This window comes from Hymenobacter gelipurpurascens (genome assembly GCF_900187375.1).
Classification (GTDB): Bacteria; Bacteroidota; Bacteroidia; order Cytophagales; family Hymenobacteraceae; genus Hymenobacter; species Hymenobacter gelipurpurascens.
The window spans coordinates 698,930-714,157 of record NZ_FYEW01000002.1 but is presented as its reverse complement, the minus strand read 5'-3'; the positions used below and the strand labels follow the sequence as shown (position 1 = coordinate 714,157).

Below are 15,228 nucleotides of genomic sequence, written 5' to 3'. Positions count from 1 at the left end.
GGCCTAGCGTGATGAGCCGGAGGCGAATCATATGGATGACGGTATAGCCAATTCTTACAAATCGACTTGCTAAGCCCTTGCAACGAAAAGCCCTTACCTCCGCTATGGAAGTAAGGGCTGTTAAGTAGGTCAGGACGACGTGCTATTTACCTCGTCACAAATTCACCTCATCACCAAAAACTACTGCTGTCCTTGGCCGGTGCTGTCGCCGCCTTGCTTGGTGTCGTCGTTTTGGATGCTGCGACGGCGCTTCTGGGGCTGGGCGGTGGTTTTGCCGAAGCGGTAGTTGAAGGCCAGACGCACGCCGCGCAGATAGATGTAGTTGTCGCTTACTTGGCGGAACTGGCCGGGGCTATTGAGTTCGAGGCTCAGGTTACGCGTGGCCGAGAGGAAGTTGTCGGCGTTCAGGGTTAGGTCGGCCTTATCCTTGAGCAGGTTTTTGCGCAGACCCACGGAGTAGAACGTCCAGGCGGCTTGCTTGCCCTGCAGCTGCACCCGTGGCGAGTTGAGGCCCCCAAAGAACTGCAGGCTCAGGCCCTTCTCGAATTTGTAGCTGGAGTTCAGGTTCAGGTTGTACATCACCCCATCGTTGTTGAAACCCAGTGCGGGGCTTTTCAGCGACACGTAGTACACGTTTACGTTGCCGCTCAAATCCCACTTCGGAATGGGCTTCACCGAGGTAAACAGCGACACCCCATAGGTTGCGTTGCGCCCAATGTTGCGGAAAGTCTGGTTATTGACGCCAAACTCATCCACAAAGCGGTACGACTCAATGGCCTTATTCGTGCGACGGGCATAGGTCGAGATGTTTACCACCGAGCCTTTGATGAAGGTAGTATAGTTCAGCTCGAAGCTATGCGTCAGCTCAGGGCGCAACTCGGGGTTACCGTAGCTCACGTTGAGCGTATCGGTGGTGTTGCGGAAGGGGTTCAGGTAGAAAATCTGGGGGCGCTGAATGCGGGTGGAGTAGGCTAGGCGCACGGTTTGGCCGGGCTTCTTGGGGTTCTGGGGCTGGTAGCTCAGGCTCACGTTCGGCAGCACGTTGGTGTAGATCTGCTTCAGGCCAGAGTTTTCGCTGAGTTGCTGGGCAAAGCGGCCATCGATGCGCGTGTTTTCGGCCCGTGCCCCGATGCGGGTGCTGAGCTTTTTGCTCAGGTTGAAGCCATACGTGCCGTACGCCGACACCACGTCCTGGTCGTAATCAAACACATTGGAGCGGGTGTTGCTCCGAATGAGCGGCCCGTTGCCAGTCTGGTCTTCCGACACGTCATAGTCGCTGCTCACGCGGCGCATGATGGCTTTGGCACCGGTTTCCAGCGTGGCCGTTTCCGAGAAGGGATGTACGTAGTCGGTTTGGAGTGTGGTCTCCAGATTTTTGGCCAAGTTCAGGCTCCGCTCGCGGTAATCGACGCCGGTTCCGGGACCATAGCCAAACCCTTCGTTGTTGAATTGGTCGAGGGCGTACTCCTGGTTGTTGCGGTTACGGGTGTGCTGGGCCAGCACACTCCACTCGCGGCGCTTCTGCTCGAAGGTGCGGGTGTAGCTGCCACTTACATCGTAGCTCTGGGTGTGGAACTTCCGGTCGAAGTCGCGCAGAAACTCTTGCCGTACTGGGAAGAGGCTGTTGTTGTAGAGGCTTTGGTCGCCGCTGTTGCGGAACAGGTTGCCCTGCACGCTTAGGGTCAGATTATGGTACTTGGCCGGGTCATAATCGAGGCCTAGGCGCCCAAAGCCGCCACCCCCGATGGTGTTGCCATCTCCGTTCTGCGTCAGAGCAAGCGTTTCCTCCCCACCAACTCCGGGCAGGTAACGGCGCAATTCGCTGCGGTTGGGGCTGTAGAAGGCAAAGCCGCTCACAGAGCTGCTCAGGCCCACTTTGCCTTTGCGGTAGTTGAGGGTGGCGTTGCCATTGGAGCTGCGCGTGCCACCTGCTAGGCCTACCGAGCCGTTCAGACCTTCGAGGTTGTTCTTCTTCAGAATGATGTTGATGATGCCGCCGGTGCCTTCCGCATCATATTTCGCCGAGGGCGTGGTAATTACCTCTACGCTCTTGATCTGGTCGGCCGGAATCTGCTTCATGGCATCGGCCACCGAGGAGGCCACAATGCCGGATGGCTTGTTGTTGATGAGCACGCGCACGTTGCTGGTGCCGCGCAGCTCCACGTTGCCATCGGGGTCTACATTCACCAGGGGCACTTTGCGCAGTACATCGGCCGCCGTACCACCCGAGTTGGTGATGTCCTTGTCAGCATTGTATACAATACGGTCGGGCTTGGTTTCTACCACGTCCCGCTCGCCGGTTACGGTTACTTCGCCCAGCTTCTGCGCCGCCGATTGTAGCGTCAGGGTGCCCAGATCGGTAGCGCCATCGGTAATGGTTACGTTCTCGGTGCGGGTAGTGTAGCCCAGGAAGCTCACCTGCACCCGATACGTGCCGGCAGCCAGGCCTTTTAGGTTGAAGCGGCCCCGTTCATCGCAGACTGTTCCATCAATAGGCGTATTGCTGGCCGCGGGCAGCAAGGCCACGGTGGCGTATTCTACTGGCTTTTTAGTGGTAGCATCCAGAATGATACCCGTCAGGCGGCCGGCTCCCTGCGGAGCTTGCGGCAGGAGTGGCCTAGCAGCGGGCGTCTGGCCAGGGGCGCTGGGCACACCAGCGGGGCGAGGGCCAGCCGCGGGCGTACCAGCAGGAGGCGTGGTGGTTTGGGCCAGAGTAGGCGCGGCCAGGAGGCCAGTTAGCAATACGGATAGCGGCAGATAAGCGTTTTTCATGATTCAGAAAGCAGATTGCGGTAGCAAAGAGCGGGAAAGGAGAAGTCGTAAAAAAGTAGAAGTGGCTGGACCGTCAGAAATGGGAGCTGAACGGTAGAATAGCCAGCCTGAAGCAGCGAAGTGGCCTAGAGGCACAGTTGAGCTTGCTGAGGTTGCACCAAAAGGAGCAGCAGTGGCCTAGGCCAGTTAATCGGCGCGGCGCAGGTGCAGCAGTACGTATCCGATGAGCAGTGCTCCGGCAAACCAGGCCAGGCTATACCACTCGTGCTTGGCTAGCTCGTGGGCCACTTGTAGGCCACTGGTTTTGTCCATTTTCATCAGCATGGTGGTGCCAATAGGGGCCGAATAGGGAATCTTATCTACATGCTCCCACTTCAGGAGCGCAATAGTAGCTACCACCGCACCCATGCCCACGCCCACTGGCACTACAAAGGAGCGCCAATACAGGCTCACGATGTACTGCACGGCCAGCAGGCCTAGCGTGGCCACAAACGTGTGGGCCAGCATCCAGAGCACTGTTTGCAGGGGCGGCTCATGCGTCTGAAAACCCAACCCCGGTTTCACTAGTCCCAGCAATGTGCCAGCGCCTATCAGCAGCAGCACAAACAGCACTAGCGCCACAGCATTTAGGCTTAGTAGTACCAGCAGCTTAGAAGTAAACACGGCCCCACGACCCACGGGCAAGGCATAGAGATGTTTCCAGGCTGCCGATTTGGTTTCCACATTCACAATCAGACTAGTAAGCAACACCACAAACAGGGGCAGCAACAAGGTACCCGCCGTTTGCCAAGCCATACTCACGAACTGGGGCCACGGATCAATGCCGCCTTTGATGATGTACTGACCCTTGAAGTAGAAAATGCAGAACGTGAGCAGTACCGGCAGCACCCCGCTAAATAGCGTCAGGCGTAAAGCAGCCGTGCGGCGCAGCTTTAGGATATCAGCGGAAAGGATGCGCTGCAACTGCAGCAGGGGAGAAGGGGTAGCAGGCAGCGCTACTAGCATCTCGGGAGTAAGGGTGGCGCTCATATAGCGGCGTTGGTTTCGGTGAGGTGGAGGAAGGTGTCTTCGAGGCTAGGTTGCTCGGGGCGCAAGCCGTAGATGGGCTGGCCTGCTGCTACCAGCGCTTCAGCCAGAGCGGCCACTTGCTCGCGGGAGTGGAAGGGGATGCGCAAGGTGCCTAGGCCTGTCACGGTAGCCTCAGAGAGCAGCTGAGGCAGTAGGTTGCGGCAGGTATCGGCGCTTTCGGTTTCCAGCACCAGCTGGGCCCGGCCGCTCTGCAGACGCTGCAAATCGGGGAGGCTGCCTTGGAACACCAACTTGCCTAGTTGTATAACGCCCACATGCGTGGCTACTTTCTCAATCTCACTGATGAGGTGGCTGGACAGCAAAATGGTTTTGCCCTGGCTTTGCAAACGACGCAGCAGCTCACGCATCTCCATAATGCCGTTCGGGTCGAGGCCGTTGGTGGGCTCATCCAGCATCAGCAGATCGGGGTTGGGCAGCAGGGCCAGCGCGAGCCCTAGGCGCTGGCGCATGCCCAGCGAGTATTCCTTGGCCGGGCGCCGTGCCGAGTCAGGGCTTAGGCCTACCAGTTCCAGCACCTCAGCCGTACGGCTAGCGGGCAGGCCCCGCAGCTTCCGAGTGGCTTCAATGTTTTCGTAGCCCGTGAGGTGGTCGTAGAGCGAGGGGTTTTCGATGAGGGCGCCCACGCGGCTGAGCAGGGCCACGCGGTGCCGGGCGAGGTCGTGTCCGAAGAGCTGCACCGTGCCAGCCGCCGGCCGCAACAGGCCTAGCAGCAGCCGCATGGTGGTGCTTTTGCCGGCTCCGTTAGGCCCCAGAAACCCGTAGATGCTGCCGACGGGCACCTGTAGGTTGATATCGTGTAAAATAGGCCGCTTGCCGAAGCGGAAGGATAGGCCCTGCGTTTCCAGCAGGAGAGCTGTTGTTGTCATAGCGCAGAAAGAACAAGTCAGATATGCAGCAAACGTAGGGGCTGCACTATATCTCTATCCTGCTATTCAACCAACCCAAAGTACCAGCCCCGTAACGGCCAGATTTCGCTCCCAAACCCGACGGTAGGCTACTTACACTGGCCTAGAACAGGTTAACCCGAGCCGCTGGCCCGTTGGCGGGTGTGGCAGCCGTGTTCATTGAATAGGAAGTGGTTTGGAAGGGGGCAAATCGTATTTTTCGGAATGGAAGTATCGTCCGTTTCTCTTAGCGCCTTGGATGCAGCAGAACCCATAGCTCGGCGCGGCTGGCGGACGCGGCTGCGTTCCTTCCTGCGGCCCACCAACTGGTCGGCGGCGCCGGAAGCCCGGCAGGTGCCGCGCTGGGTACATATACTACTCTGGGTGTGGCTGCTGGCCATTGATGCTCTGAAGCTCGCCAGCCCGGTTTCTAAGTTGCCCCACTTCCTGGGCACTGCCTCCGATTGGCAGCCGCTGCTGCCGCTGCTAGGCCGCCTAGTACTAGAAGATGCCGCAGCCGCCGCGTTGTTTTACCTCACGTGGCGCTGGCTTATTCCGCGCACACTGGGTCGGGCGCAGGTAGGCCAGTATGTGCTGCTCTCCGCTTTCCTCGTGATTCCGTACGCACTGATAGTAGGCGGCATCACCTACCAGACTTCGCCCAAAAAAGCAACCAACCGCACTATTCGCGTCACGGAAACGGCTCCCGGTCAGAAAAAGCCCGTCACTACGGTCATAAAGCCTACGGATTCGTCTATTCCGGAAGCCTGGATGCGGGTGCTGGCCGCTGGGTTTGTGGGAGCCTTCATTGTGGGCAGTAGCTCGGCCCTGCGCGTCACCGGCGACTACATTCGGGGGCAGCGCAACCGCCGCGAAATGGAGCGCCAGCAGCTGCTCACGGAGCTGGCCATGCTTAAAACGCAAATCAACCCGCACTTCCTGTTCAATACACTCAACAATATTTACTCACTCACCAGCCGTAAGTCGGATAAGGCCCCGGAAGCAGTGCTGCGCCTCGCCGAGATTATGCGTTACCTGCTCTACGAGAGCAGTACTGACACGGTGCCGCTGAGCCGTGAAGTAGCGCACCTGAACGCGTTTCTGGACCTGCAGCGCCTGCGCCTGCCGGCTTCGGCTCCCGATGCTATCCGGCTAGATATCACGGGCACGCCGCCTGATTGTACGCAGCCCATTGCACCGCTCATGCTGCTGCCGCTGGTAGAAAATGCCTTTAAGCACGGCGACCTGGCCGCTAGGCCTGTAGCCGTGCACATCAAGCTGGATTTGGCTACTGATGGCATGATTCGGTTTTCGGTGCACAACTTCGTGGCTTCTTCTGACGCTACCCGCGACCTACCCAAGCAACCTGGTGGCGTAGGCCTCGTGAATCTGCGCCGCCGCTTAGAGCTGCTCTACCCCAACCGGTACTCGCTGGAAGTAGAAGCCTCTGCGGAGCAGCACAAGGTCACGCTCACCTTATTAAGTTGAGGCCCAGGCAACCCAAACCAGGATATTGTCATCCTGAGTGAAGAGGCCGCTTATTGACTGTGATGAAGAGGTGTATTTGCCTTTGCAGGAACAGCTATCTACTATAAAAGCCCGGCATGACTTGGCATGACGGCCCCGTACTCACTATTGCCCATTGCTCATTCCACTACTACACCACTACACCTCATGACCTGCGCAATTCTGGATGATGAACCGCTGGCCCTTGATCTGCTGGCCGATTACTGCGCCCAAGTGCCGGGCCTAGAGCTAAAAGGCCAGTTTGATGATGCCCTGGCTGGCTTGGCCTTCCTGCAGGATAACCCCGTGGATCTGGTGTTTCTGGATATTCATATGCCGCGCCTGACTGGCCTCCAGCTGGCCCAGCTGTTGCCCCAACCTGGCCCGCGCATCATCTTCACCACGGCCTACGACCAGTATGCCGTGCGCAGCTACGACCTGAACGCCTCCGATTATCTACTCAAGCCCATTGCTTTTGAGCGGTTCCTGCAGGCTGTACAGAAAGTGCGGCAGCAGCTGGCTGCCCCAGTTAGTGCCGCGCCAAGTGGCCTAGCGCCCGCACCAGCCGCTGCCCCGGAGCAGCCTCAGCCTGCTTCTTCCGATGCCATGTTCGTGAAAAACGAGCACCGACTGCAGCGCGTGGCCTTCAATGATATTCTATACATCGAAGGCATGAAGGAGTATCTGATGATTTACACCACCACGGGCAAGGTGCTCACGCTGCAATCGTTCCGGCGGGTAGAGGAGGTGCTGCCACCCGACCGCTTCGCCCGTATTCATAAATCGTTTCTGGTGGCCCTGAGCCGCATTGAGCATCTGGAGCGCGGCAAAGTGCAGGTAGCGGGCCGCCTCCTGCCCATCGGCGACACGTATCGGGAGTCGTTTGCTGGCCTGATTAAGGCATATAATCAGCTGTAGGCGAGTGGTGATTTGGCCGTGCTGACTGGCCTAGATCGCCCTGTCATTGCGAGCAGCGCGAAGCGATCTTTCCTCCTAGCCGCGCCACCTGCTGGCTTAAGAAAAGCCCTTACTTCCACTTAGGAGGTAAGGGCTTCGTGTTTCTTCAGGATTTGGCGAGATACGAAGGAAAGATTGCTTCGCCCTTCATCCTCGCAATGACAGGGCTATCTAGGCCAGTCAGCACGGCCAAAGCACCACTTCACCGCTTACCGCGCCAGCTTGCTGGCAATTTCGGCGGTGTGGCGGCCTTGGAAACGAGCACCTTCCAGCTCGTTCTCGCTGGGCATCCGCTCGCCCTGGCCACCCGTGATGGTGGAAGCGCCGTACGGTGAGCCGCCCGTAATTTCAGCAATATTCATTTGGCCCTGCCAAGCGTAGGGCAGGCCTACGATGACGAAACCGTGGTGCAACATGAGCGTATGGGCTGCCCGAATGGTGGTTTCCTGGCCGCCGTGTTGGGTGGCCGTGCTGGCGAATACGCCGCCCACTTTTCCAATAAGTGCGCCTTTGGCCCATAGGCCACCCGTGCCATCCCAGAACGACTGAATCTGGCCGCACATGTTGCCGTAGCGGGTAGGCACGCCCAGAATAATGGCATCATAATCCGTTAGCTCCTCAATAGTAGCCACCGGCACATGCGCGAAGGCTTTCTGCGCCTCGGTAGCCCCAATCTGGTCGAGGATGGCTTGCGGGAGGGTTTCCGGCACGCGCTTTATCACTACCTCGTTACCGCCTACCTGGCGGGCGCCTTCAGCTACGGCCTCCGCCATTTTCCAGATGTGACCATAGGTGGAGTAAAACAGAACGAGAGTCTTCATACGAATGCTGGTTTTATGGGTGAGGGTAATAAAAGTAGACTTGCCAACGGCCCAGCTACCTCCAAGGTTTTCTAGGGGCAGGGGCCGATAGAACTACTAATGTATGTACATGATACAGGTAGTTAAGGTTGTGGTTTGTGCTATCTTTCAAGGAGTAAGGGAAAGATAAGGATTGCCTCGATGCAGAAAATGAAAATTCTTGATAGGACTGTGCAACCAACTGAGCCCCGCTTGTCCTCTTGCTATCAGAATGCCGGCACCGGCGTTCCATCTATTAAGGTATTACTCTAGTTATCTGACTTGCGGCATATGCAGCATTCTACCCCAAGCGAAACCCAGGCCTTCGGGCACAGCGGCGCCGCTCATGAGCTACTAAATACCGGCCTGCTGGGTCGGCAGGCCCGATGAGCGCGCTATCGGCGTCGTTGGGGATGGAGGGCGGATTGCGCAGCCTGTTGCCAGGCAAAAGCGCAGCTCCGGCGGCCCAGGCCCAATCTTACTCGTCGTCGTTATCCGCTCCTGTGCGTACTCTTACCCCGCCTTCCCAGCTCTCCGACATCGAGCTGATTGACGGTTGCCTGGCTGGTAGCCGCTTGATGCAGAAATACCTCTACGAACGGTTTGCAGGCCGCATGATGGCCGTGTGCATGCGCTATGCGCAGACCACCTTCGAGGCCGAAGACGTGCTACAGGATGGGTTTCTGACGGTGTTCAAGAACCTGAGCAGCTTCCGGCGGGAGTGCCCCCTGGAATTCTGGATTCGCCGTATCATGGTAAACGCGGCCCTGCGCCAGCACCGCCGCAATGCCCCGTTGGTGGCCGTCAGCGACGGAGGCGAATACCCCGAGGACCTAGCCGGCGAAGAATTCACGCTTTCCAACTACAATTTCGAAGAACTACTGGCCATGATTCAGGATTTGGCGCCGCGCTACCGCATGGTGTTCAACCTGTTCGCCGTAGAAGGCTACGGGCACAAGGAAATCGGCGAGATGCTGGGTATTTCCGAAGGCACCAGTAAGTCGCAGTACTCCCGCGCGCGGGCAATTTTGAAAAGCAAACTGGAGCGTCTTGACGCTCATCGTACTCATGGCAGCTTCCGCTCCTAACAATATGCCCCACGACCCGCGCCCCACCGGCGACCTGGAACACCTGTTCCGGCAAACCTTTGCGGAGGCCGAGATACAGCCGCGCACCAGCCTCTGGGAGCAGCTCGACCACGAATTGGTAGTACAGCAGAATGATACCTACCGCAAACGGCTGGTGGTGCACCGCTGGGTAGCCGCGGCTTGCCTGCTGCTGGCCCTGGGTTTCGGTGGCTGGGCCGCGCTACGGCAGCTCGGCAAAGGACCCTCTGCTGAGTTGGCTGTTGCTACCGGCAGCGCTGGTTCGCGTTCAACTGATTTTGGCGCTACTACGCAGGCTGAAACTTCAGCAGCAACTCGTCGTGGCACGTCCTCATCTGCTTTGGGTGGCCTAGGCCAGTCGGCAGCAGCTACGGAGGAAAGTGCTGGCATGCTGGCCGCAGCGCTAGGCCAGTCGGGTGCCTCTGCTTCGGCTGAAGCAACTGCTCCTGGCTCCCGATACTCGCACTACTCCTCTGCTGATGGCTACACGGCGGCTGGCGCTGGCAATGAAGTGGCCTACGAAGGCGGGCGCTTAGGTGGCAGCTATACGTCGGCAGCGGCAGCAAATGGCTACAGCGGCAGCCAGCACGGGATTAATTATGGTTTTGCTTCCCAAGGACAATATGGCGCTGGCACTTCTTCCACTGATATTTTAAGTCTGGCTTATCTGCAGGCACGGCTGCGCAATTCGCTTGGCTTGGGCCTACCCGATACGCTAAAGCCCTCTTTGCTGGCCCGGCCGAATTCTGCCGCAGCACAGCTGGCCTCCGTAGCAGCTCCCACCCCAGAGCAGCCTCAAACTACCCCCAAGCTCTGGCACCGCCTGAAGTTGGGAGGTACTTACGCGGCTTCTTCTTACAATCCCAATATCAACTTCTCGCAGGCTGATGGCCGGCAGAACGCCGATGCTGTGACGATGGCTCTCAACCGCTACTACCGCGAAGATGCCGAAACCGAGTACCGTAGCAACCTGCGGCCGGGCCTGGGCCAGCGCCTCGCCCTCACGGTGGACTATGCCCTCAACAAAAGCCTGCGCCTGGGTAGCGGGATAGAAGTAGCCGAGCAGCGCTCCACTTCCGCCACGTCCTACGGATTCCTGGATGGCCAGCAGCCCGCCACCAGCAGCAGCAATTTGTTCCGGGCAGCCCCCAGCAACTATGCTGCCGCCCCGCAGGTGGCCCGCGCCACCTCCTTCCGCTACCGGAGCGTGGGCGTGCCCGTAACGCTGCATTATGGTTCTACCAAGGCTGGCGCCTCGCTCTACGCCAAAGTAGGTGCCGCCGTCAACCTGTTGATGAGCACCCACTCGGAGCTGGAAGGCTCGCCGGAAGCCACCCGCACCTACACCCGCTCATCTTCCGATTTGCCTTACCGCAAGGTGATGGCCTCCCTGCGGGGTGGAGCTGGCGTACGGTACCAGCCCGCCACTGCCACCTGGAGCATGGCCATCGGCCCTGTAGCCGAAGCGGGCCTGACTACGCTCAACGCCAACCCAAACCAGGCCACGCTGCACCAGAGCCGGCCCTACAGCTTCGGTATTGAGGCCAGCGTAGAGTTTGGCGCCACACGGCCGGTGGTAGCGCTGCATTAAACAACTGCCTGGCGTGCCTGGGAGCAAGGCGCTAGGCCTCTTATCTCTGAGTATCGGAGAGTGGCCTAGGCCGGTGCCTGCGCTCTTCCCTCAATCTGCTTTTCTCCGTCGAATGAATAGAATTTTTACCCTATTGGCAGTCTTGCTGCTACCTTTTCTGGCGGCTTGCAGCGGTGTCCTCAACGACAACGACGCCAAAGTATGCCCCAGCGACTTCTCCACAGTTCTCATTGAGCAGCTCAAGCAGCAGCCCAAGCAAACGCCTGCCGCCGAGGTAACGCAGTATACGTACCAGGGCCGCACCGTGTACCTCGTGACGGGTGGCTGCTGCGACAACTACAACTACCTATTTGATACGTGCGGCAACGTACTGTGCGCCGCCAGTGGTGGCCAGTCGGGCAATGGCGACGGCCGTTGCGCCGACTTCTCCAAGAACGCCTCCAACCCCGTGCTGCTCTGGCACGACCCGCGGTGAGCTGGTGAACGGGTGAGCTTACTGTCAGACTGGCCTATGCTAGGCAGAACGACAAACGCGCCATTTCACTATATCACCGAACCAGAAAGGTAGTTTTGCAGTTATCATAGGCTAGCTTTTTCGGCCTATATTTCCCTGCATGAACTATCAACTTACTTCAGAGTTCAAACCCACCGGCGACCAGCCCAAAGCCATTGCGCAGCTCGTAGAAGGCGTCAACAATGGCGAGCCGGCGCAGGTGCTGCTGGGTGCTACCGGCACGGGCAAGACCTTTACCATGGCCAACGTAATTGCCGAAACCGGCAAGCCGGCCCTGGTACTTTGCCACAACAAAACCCTGGCGGCCCAGCTCTACGGCGAATTCAAGCAGTTTTTCCCGAACAACGCCGTCGAGTACTACATCAGCTACTACGACTACTACCAGCCAGAGGCCTACATAGCTAGTACCGATGTGTTCATCGAGAAGGACTTGGCTATTAATCAGGAGATTGAGAAACTGCGGCTGCACTGCACTTCCACGCTGCTCAGCGGCCGCCGCGATGTGATTGTGGTGGCGTCGGTGTCGTGCATTTATGGCATCGGCAACCCCGAGGAGTTCAGTAAAAACGTGATTTATCTGGCCCCTGGCCTGCGGTATTCGCGCAACAACCTGCTCTATTCTTTCGTGCAGATATTGTACTCGCGCACCGAAATGGAGTTTACGCGCGGCTCGTTCCGGGTGAAGGGCGACACCGTGGACATCTTCCCGGCCTACGCCGACCATGCCTACCGCATTTTCTTCTACGGCGACGAAATCGAGGCTATTCATAAAATTGATCCGCAAAGCGGCAAGAAGCTCGCCGACGAAAAATCGGTGACGCTGTACCCGGCCAACCTGTTCGTGACCGGCAAAGACACCTTAAACCAGGCCATCAAGGAAATTCAGTTCGATCTGGTGCAGCAGCACGCCTACTTCGAGAAAGAAGGCCGTGACTCTGAAGCCAAGCGCATCATGGAGCGCACGGAGTTTGACTTAGAGATGATCCGGGAACTGGGCTACTGCTCCGGCATTGAGAACTACTCGCGCTACTTCGATGGTCGGGAACCCGGTTCGCGTCCGTTCTGTCTGCTCGATTATTTTCCGAATGATTACCTGTTGGTAGTCGATGAGAGCCACGCTACCATGCCCCAGATTCGGGCCATGTGGGGCGGCGACCGGAGCCGCAAGGCCGCGCTCATTGAGTACGGTTTCCGTTTGCCCTCGGCCTTCGATAACCGCCCGCTTACGTTCAACGAGTTCGAGAGCATGTACCGGCAGGCCGTGTTCGTGAGTGCCACGCCCGCTGACTATGAGCTGACCCAGGCCAACGGTGTGGTAGTAGAGCAAATTATACGCCCGACTGGCCTACTGGACCCCGAAATCGACATTCGTCCCAGCGGCAACCAGATCGACGACTTGCTGGACGAAGTAGACAACCGCGTGAAAATGGGCGACCGGGTGCTGGTAACGACGCTCACCAAGCGCATGGCCGAGGAGCTGCAGAAATACATGGAGCGCCTGGGCATCAAATCGAGCTACGTGCACTCCGATGTGAAGACGCTGGACCGCGTGGAAATCCTGCGCCAGTTGCGCCTCGGCGAAATTGACGTCCTGATCGGCGTAAACCTGCTCCGCGAAGGCCTTGACCTGCCGGAAGTAAGCCTCGTGGCTATTCTCGACGCCGACAAGGAAGGCTTCCTGCGCGACCAGCGCAGCCTCATCCAGACGATGGGCCGCGCCGCGCGTAACGACCGGGGCAAGGTGATTATGTATGCCGACCGCATGACGGGCTCGATGCAGCGCGCCATTGATGAAACCAACCGTCGCCGCGCCACCCAACTGGCCTACAATGAGGAGCACGGCATCACGCCGCGTACGGTGCGGAAGAGCCATGCCGAAATCATGGGTCAGACCTCGCTATCCGATTACCGCGTGGTAGAAGCACAAGGCTACGCTGGTCCCGATGGGGATGTGGCCCTAGCCATTGCTGCCGAACCGGTGGTGTCCATGATGAACAAGGTGGATCTGGAGAAGCTCATCAAGCAGACCGAAAAGCAGATGGAAGCCGCCGCCAAAGACCTCGACTTCCTGACCGCCGCCAAGCTCCGCGACGAGCTGGCCGCGCTCAAGCAAGTGCTCAAAACCAAGCGCGACTAGTGGCCTAGGCCACTTCTGAAGGAGAATTGGGCTTATATTGGTGTGTTTATTTTACCTAACACATCCATAATGAACCCAATTCTTCGTGCGTTTAGTGTTTTGCTAGTTGTAGCTGGCTTGCTCCAGACAAGGTCCGTGCAAGCGCAGAAGGCCGGTGAGTATATGCAGCTGTTTTACTATGGTCCGCAAGCTGCTCTTACTGGTCCGATTGGTCGCTTTAGCCCGGCGTTTAAGGGCAAGTCAGAAATTAAGCTGGCCAATCAGGAGGAGTATATGAAGCAGATATCGCCGATGACTACCCTTTCATTGCCCAGCGGGGTAATAGAGGCAGAGTCGGTGGTGACGACCGACACGGAGTCAGGTGAATCAATACTATATGTCAAGGGTAAACGTCTGACACCTGCTGAAGCAGAAAAATATCATAAAGAGCAAAATGCCAAGCAAACCGCTAATCAGCAGGCCTACCTCAATAAAATTTCTCAGTATGTAGACAAGGTGACCAACGAGGTAAGCAAAGCTTTGAATGAGGCGGCCGCCGACGGCTGGGAAGTAACACAGATGGCCTCCTTACCGAACGGCGGGCTGGTGTATCTGATGCGCAAAGGCAAGTAGCCAAACAGGCCCACGAGAAAACAGGCGGCGACTATATAGCAGTAGTTAGGTGTTTCGGCACGAAAGTAGAACAGAGGTACGGGCCGATGGGTAGCTGCAACAGCTGCTCGTCGGCCCGTACTTCTTATCTATCTGGCTCTACCAACTTATGAAGTTTCCGTTACGCCTCTGCCTGTTTCTGCCCGCCATATTGGGGCTGAGAATGGCGGCCGCCCAACAAGGGCCGCCCGCTTCCAAAACGCAGCCGTCCCCGTTAGCGCCGCTCCCCGAAATGGCCCTGCAACCCACCATGACTACCTCGGTGCTGCCGGCTGCGGGTGGCCTACGGTACCGCTACCAGCAGGTGCGGGCCTACAATGATGAGTGCGTGTATCTGGCGCCAGCCTGGCACGGACAAAGCAAGCTACAGCCCCGTAAACAGAGCCTATTTGCGGGACCAGACCGGGCCGAACTGGATGCCTTGCTGCTGAGCACTCTGAATGAGCTGGCCGAAGACGGCTGGGAGCTGGTAGAAATCCAGAGCTCCGCGCTGCCCATTCGGGCCACTCAAAAAGTAGAAACCGAACTGGCCTACAACGACCCAAACCGGCCGGTGTACACCGGCACCACTTCCATCGAAACGCGCACGCAGACTCGCTATCTGTTTCGCAAACCGTTGCCTAACCAGCGCTAGGCCACTCACCGGAATGGTCTGGCCGATTTCAGGCTGATTTTTTGGGTTGTACACTGATACTGCCGTTACGCTCCAAATAGGCCTGTTGCACCTGCTCGGTATCGTCGAGGTTGCCATTGTTGCGCAGGCCTTCGTGTAGGTCTTTTTCTGAGATGCTGGCCCGCTGCAGATTGGCGTGCAAAACGGTGCCGTTTTCTATCAAAGGCAGTGCATCGCCCTTCACAAGTTGGCCGAGTCCATCCCATAAAAACGTAGCGTAGGCCAGTAGCCGGTAAAGTGCTATCAGAACGGCGCCGGCTAGCAGCGTAGCGCCAAAAGGGGAAGCCGCTACAATGGCACGGCTCAGAACCGCTCCGAATATCACTTTCAGAACCATATCCAGGGCGCTTCCGCTGCCAAATGAACGGTTTCCGGCCAGCCGCAGAAGCAGCAGCGCCCACAAGAACACGATAATAGCACGCATGCACATCTGCAGCGCGCTGATGTTGTGGGAGCTGGCGTGCAGGCCTAGCAACTCGTTCAGAAAATGCATAGCGGGAGGGGAGTGT

General features: G+C 58.1%; 13 protein-coding genes. 8 read left to right on the top strand and 5 right to left on the bottom strand.

Features of this window, described 5'->3' with window-relative positions; genetic code table 11:
• Positions 1 to 180: 180 nt before the first annotated feature.
• The 3 genes from CFT68_RS14905 to CFT68_RS14895 all read right to left on the bottom strand — a co-directional run bounded on the left by CFT68_RS14905 (position 181) and on the right by CFT68_RS14895 (position 4,727).
• Positions 181 to 2,772, bottom strand: a complete 2,592-nt coding sequence (locus CFT68_RS14905) for an outer membrane beta-barrel family protein (RefSeq protein ID WP_088844330.1) — start codon at positions 2,770 to 2,772, stop codon at positions 181 to 183.
• 186 nt (positions 2,773 to 2,958) lie between these two features.
• On the bottom strand, positions 2,959 to 3,801 hold the full coding sequence (locus CFT68_RS14900) for an ABC transporter permease (RefSeq protein ID WP_088844329.1): 843 nt from the start codon (positions 3,799 to 3,801) through the stop codon (positions 2,959 to 2,961).
• Positions 3,798 to 4,727 (bottom strand): ABC transporter ATP-binding protein, encoded by a 930-nt coding sequence (locus CFT68_RS14895; RefSeq protein ID WP_088844328.1) that lies wholly within the window; start codon positions 4,725 to 4,727, stop codon positions 3,798 to 3,800. Before CFT68_RS14895 ends, CFT68_RS14900 begins: the two co-directional genes overlap by 4 nt.
• Before the next feature lie 273 nt (positions 4,728 to 5,000).
• Between CFT68_RS14895 and CFT68_RS14890 the strand changes: the two genes are divergently transcribed.
• Both CFT68_RS14890 and CFT68_RS14885 read left to right on the top strand, forming a co-directional pair.
• On the top strand, positions 5,001 to 6,233 hold the full coding sequence (locus CFT68_RS14890) for a sensor histidine kinase (RefSeq protein WP_212590417.1): 1,233 nt from the start codon (positions 5,001 to 5,003) through the stop codon (positions 6,231 to 6,233).
• Positions 6,234 to 6,419: 186 nt separating this feature from the next.
• The gene (locus CFT68_RS14885; RefSeq protein ID WP_088844326.1) at positions 6,420 to 7,169 is read left to right on the top strand and encodes a LytR/AlgR family response regulator transcription factor; all 750 of its coding nucleotides are present in this window, start codon (positions 6,420 to 6,422) and stop codon (positions 7,167 to 7,169) included.
• 248 nt (positions 7,170 to 7,417) lie between these two features.
• Here the strand turns inward: CFT68_RS14885 and wrbA are convergent, their stop codons facing one another.
• On the bottom strand, positions 7,418 to 8,029 hold the full coding sequence (wrbA, locus tag CFT68_RS14880) for an NAD(P)H:quinone oxidoreductase (protein ID WP_088844325.1): 612 nt from the start codon (positions 8,027 to 8,029) through the stop codon (positions 7,418 to 7,420).
• A gap of 404 nt (positions 8,030 to 8,433) precedes the next feature.
• On the opposite strand from wrbA, the gene CFT68_RS14875 reads away from it, so the two are divergent.
• The 6 genes from CFT68_RS14875 to CFT68_RS14850 all read left to right on the top strand — a co-directional run bounded on the left by CFT68_RS14875 (position 8,434) and on the right by CFT68_RS14850 (position 14,680).
• On the top strand, positions 8,434 to 9,135 hold the full coding sequence (locus tag CFT68_RS14875) for an RNA polymerase sigma factor (protein WP_088844324.1): 702 nt from the start codon (positions 8,434 to 8,436) through the stop codon (positions 9,133 to 9,135).
• Complete coding sequence (locus tag CFT68_RS14870; RefSeq protein ID WP_141106580.1) at positions 9,098 to 10,744, top strand: PorT family protein; 1,647 nt, start codon at positions 9,098 to 9,100, stop codon at positions 10,742 to 10,744. Before CFT68_RS14875 ends, CFT68_RS14870 begins: the two co-directional genes overlap by 38 nt.
• Positions 10,745 to 10,856: 112 nt before the next feature.
• On the top strand, positions 10,857 to 11,219 hold the full coding sequence (locus CFT68_RS14865) for a DUF6970 domain-containing protein (protein ID WP_088844322.1): 363 nt from the start codon (positions 10,857 to 10,859) through the stop codon (positions 11,217 to 11,219).
• A 139-nt stretch (positions 11,220 to 11,358) separates the two neighbouring features.
• Positions 11,359 to 13,395, top strand: a complete 2,037-nt coding sequence (gene uvrB, locus CFT68_RS14860) for an excinuclease ABC subunit UvrB (RefSeq protein WP_088844321.1) — start codon at positions 11,359 to 11,361, stop codon at positions 13,393 to 13,395.
• A 69-nt stretch (positions 13,396 to 13,464) separates the two neighbouring features.
• A complete protein-coding gene (locus CFT68_RS14855; protein ID WP_088844320.1) occupies positions 13,465 to 14,007 on the top strand; it encodes a hypothetical protein in 543 nt (180 codons plus the stop codon).
• Between the two features lie 148 nt (positions 14,008 to 14,155).
• Complete coding sequence (locus CFT68_RS14850) at positions 14,156 to 14,680, top strand: hypothetical protein (protein WP_141106579.1); 525 nt, start codon at positions 14,156 to 14,158, stop codon at positions 14,678 to 14,680.
• Between the two features lie 28 nt (positions 14,681 to 14,708).
• On the opposite strand, the gene CFT68_RS14845 is transcribed toward CFT68_RS14850, so the two are convergent.
• On the bottom strand, positions 14,709 to 15,212 hold the full coding sequence (locus CFT68_RS14845) for a DUF421 domain-containing protein (protein WP_088844318.1): 504 nt from the start codon (positions 15,210 to 15,212) through the stop codon (positions 14,709 to 14,711).
• Positions 15,213 to 15,228 lie beyond the last annotated feature (16 nt).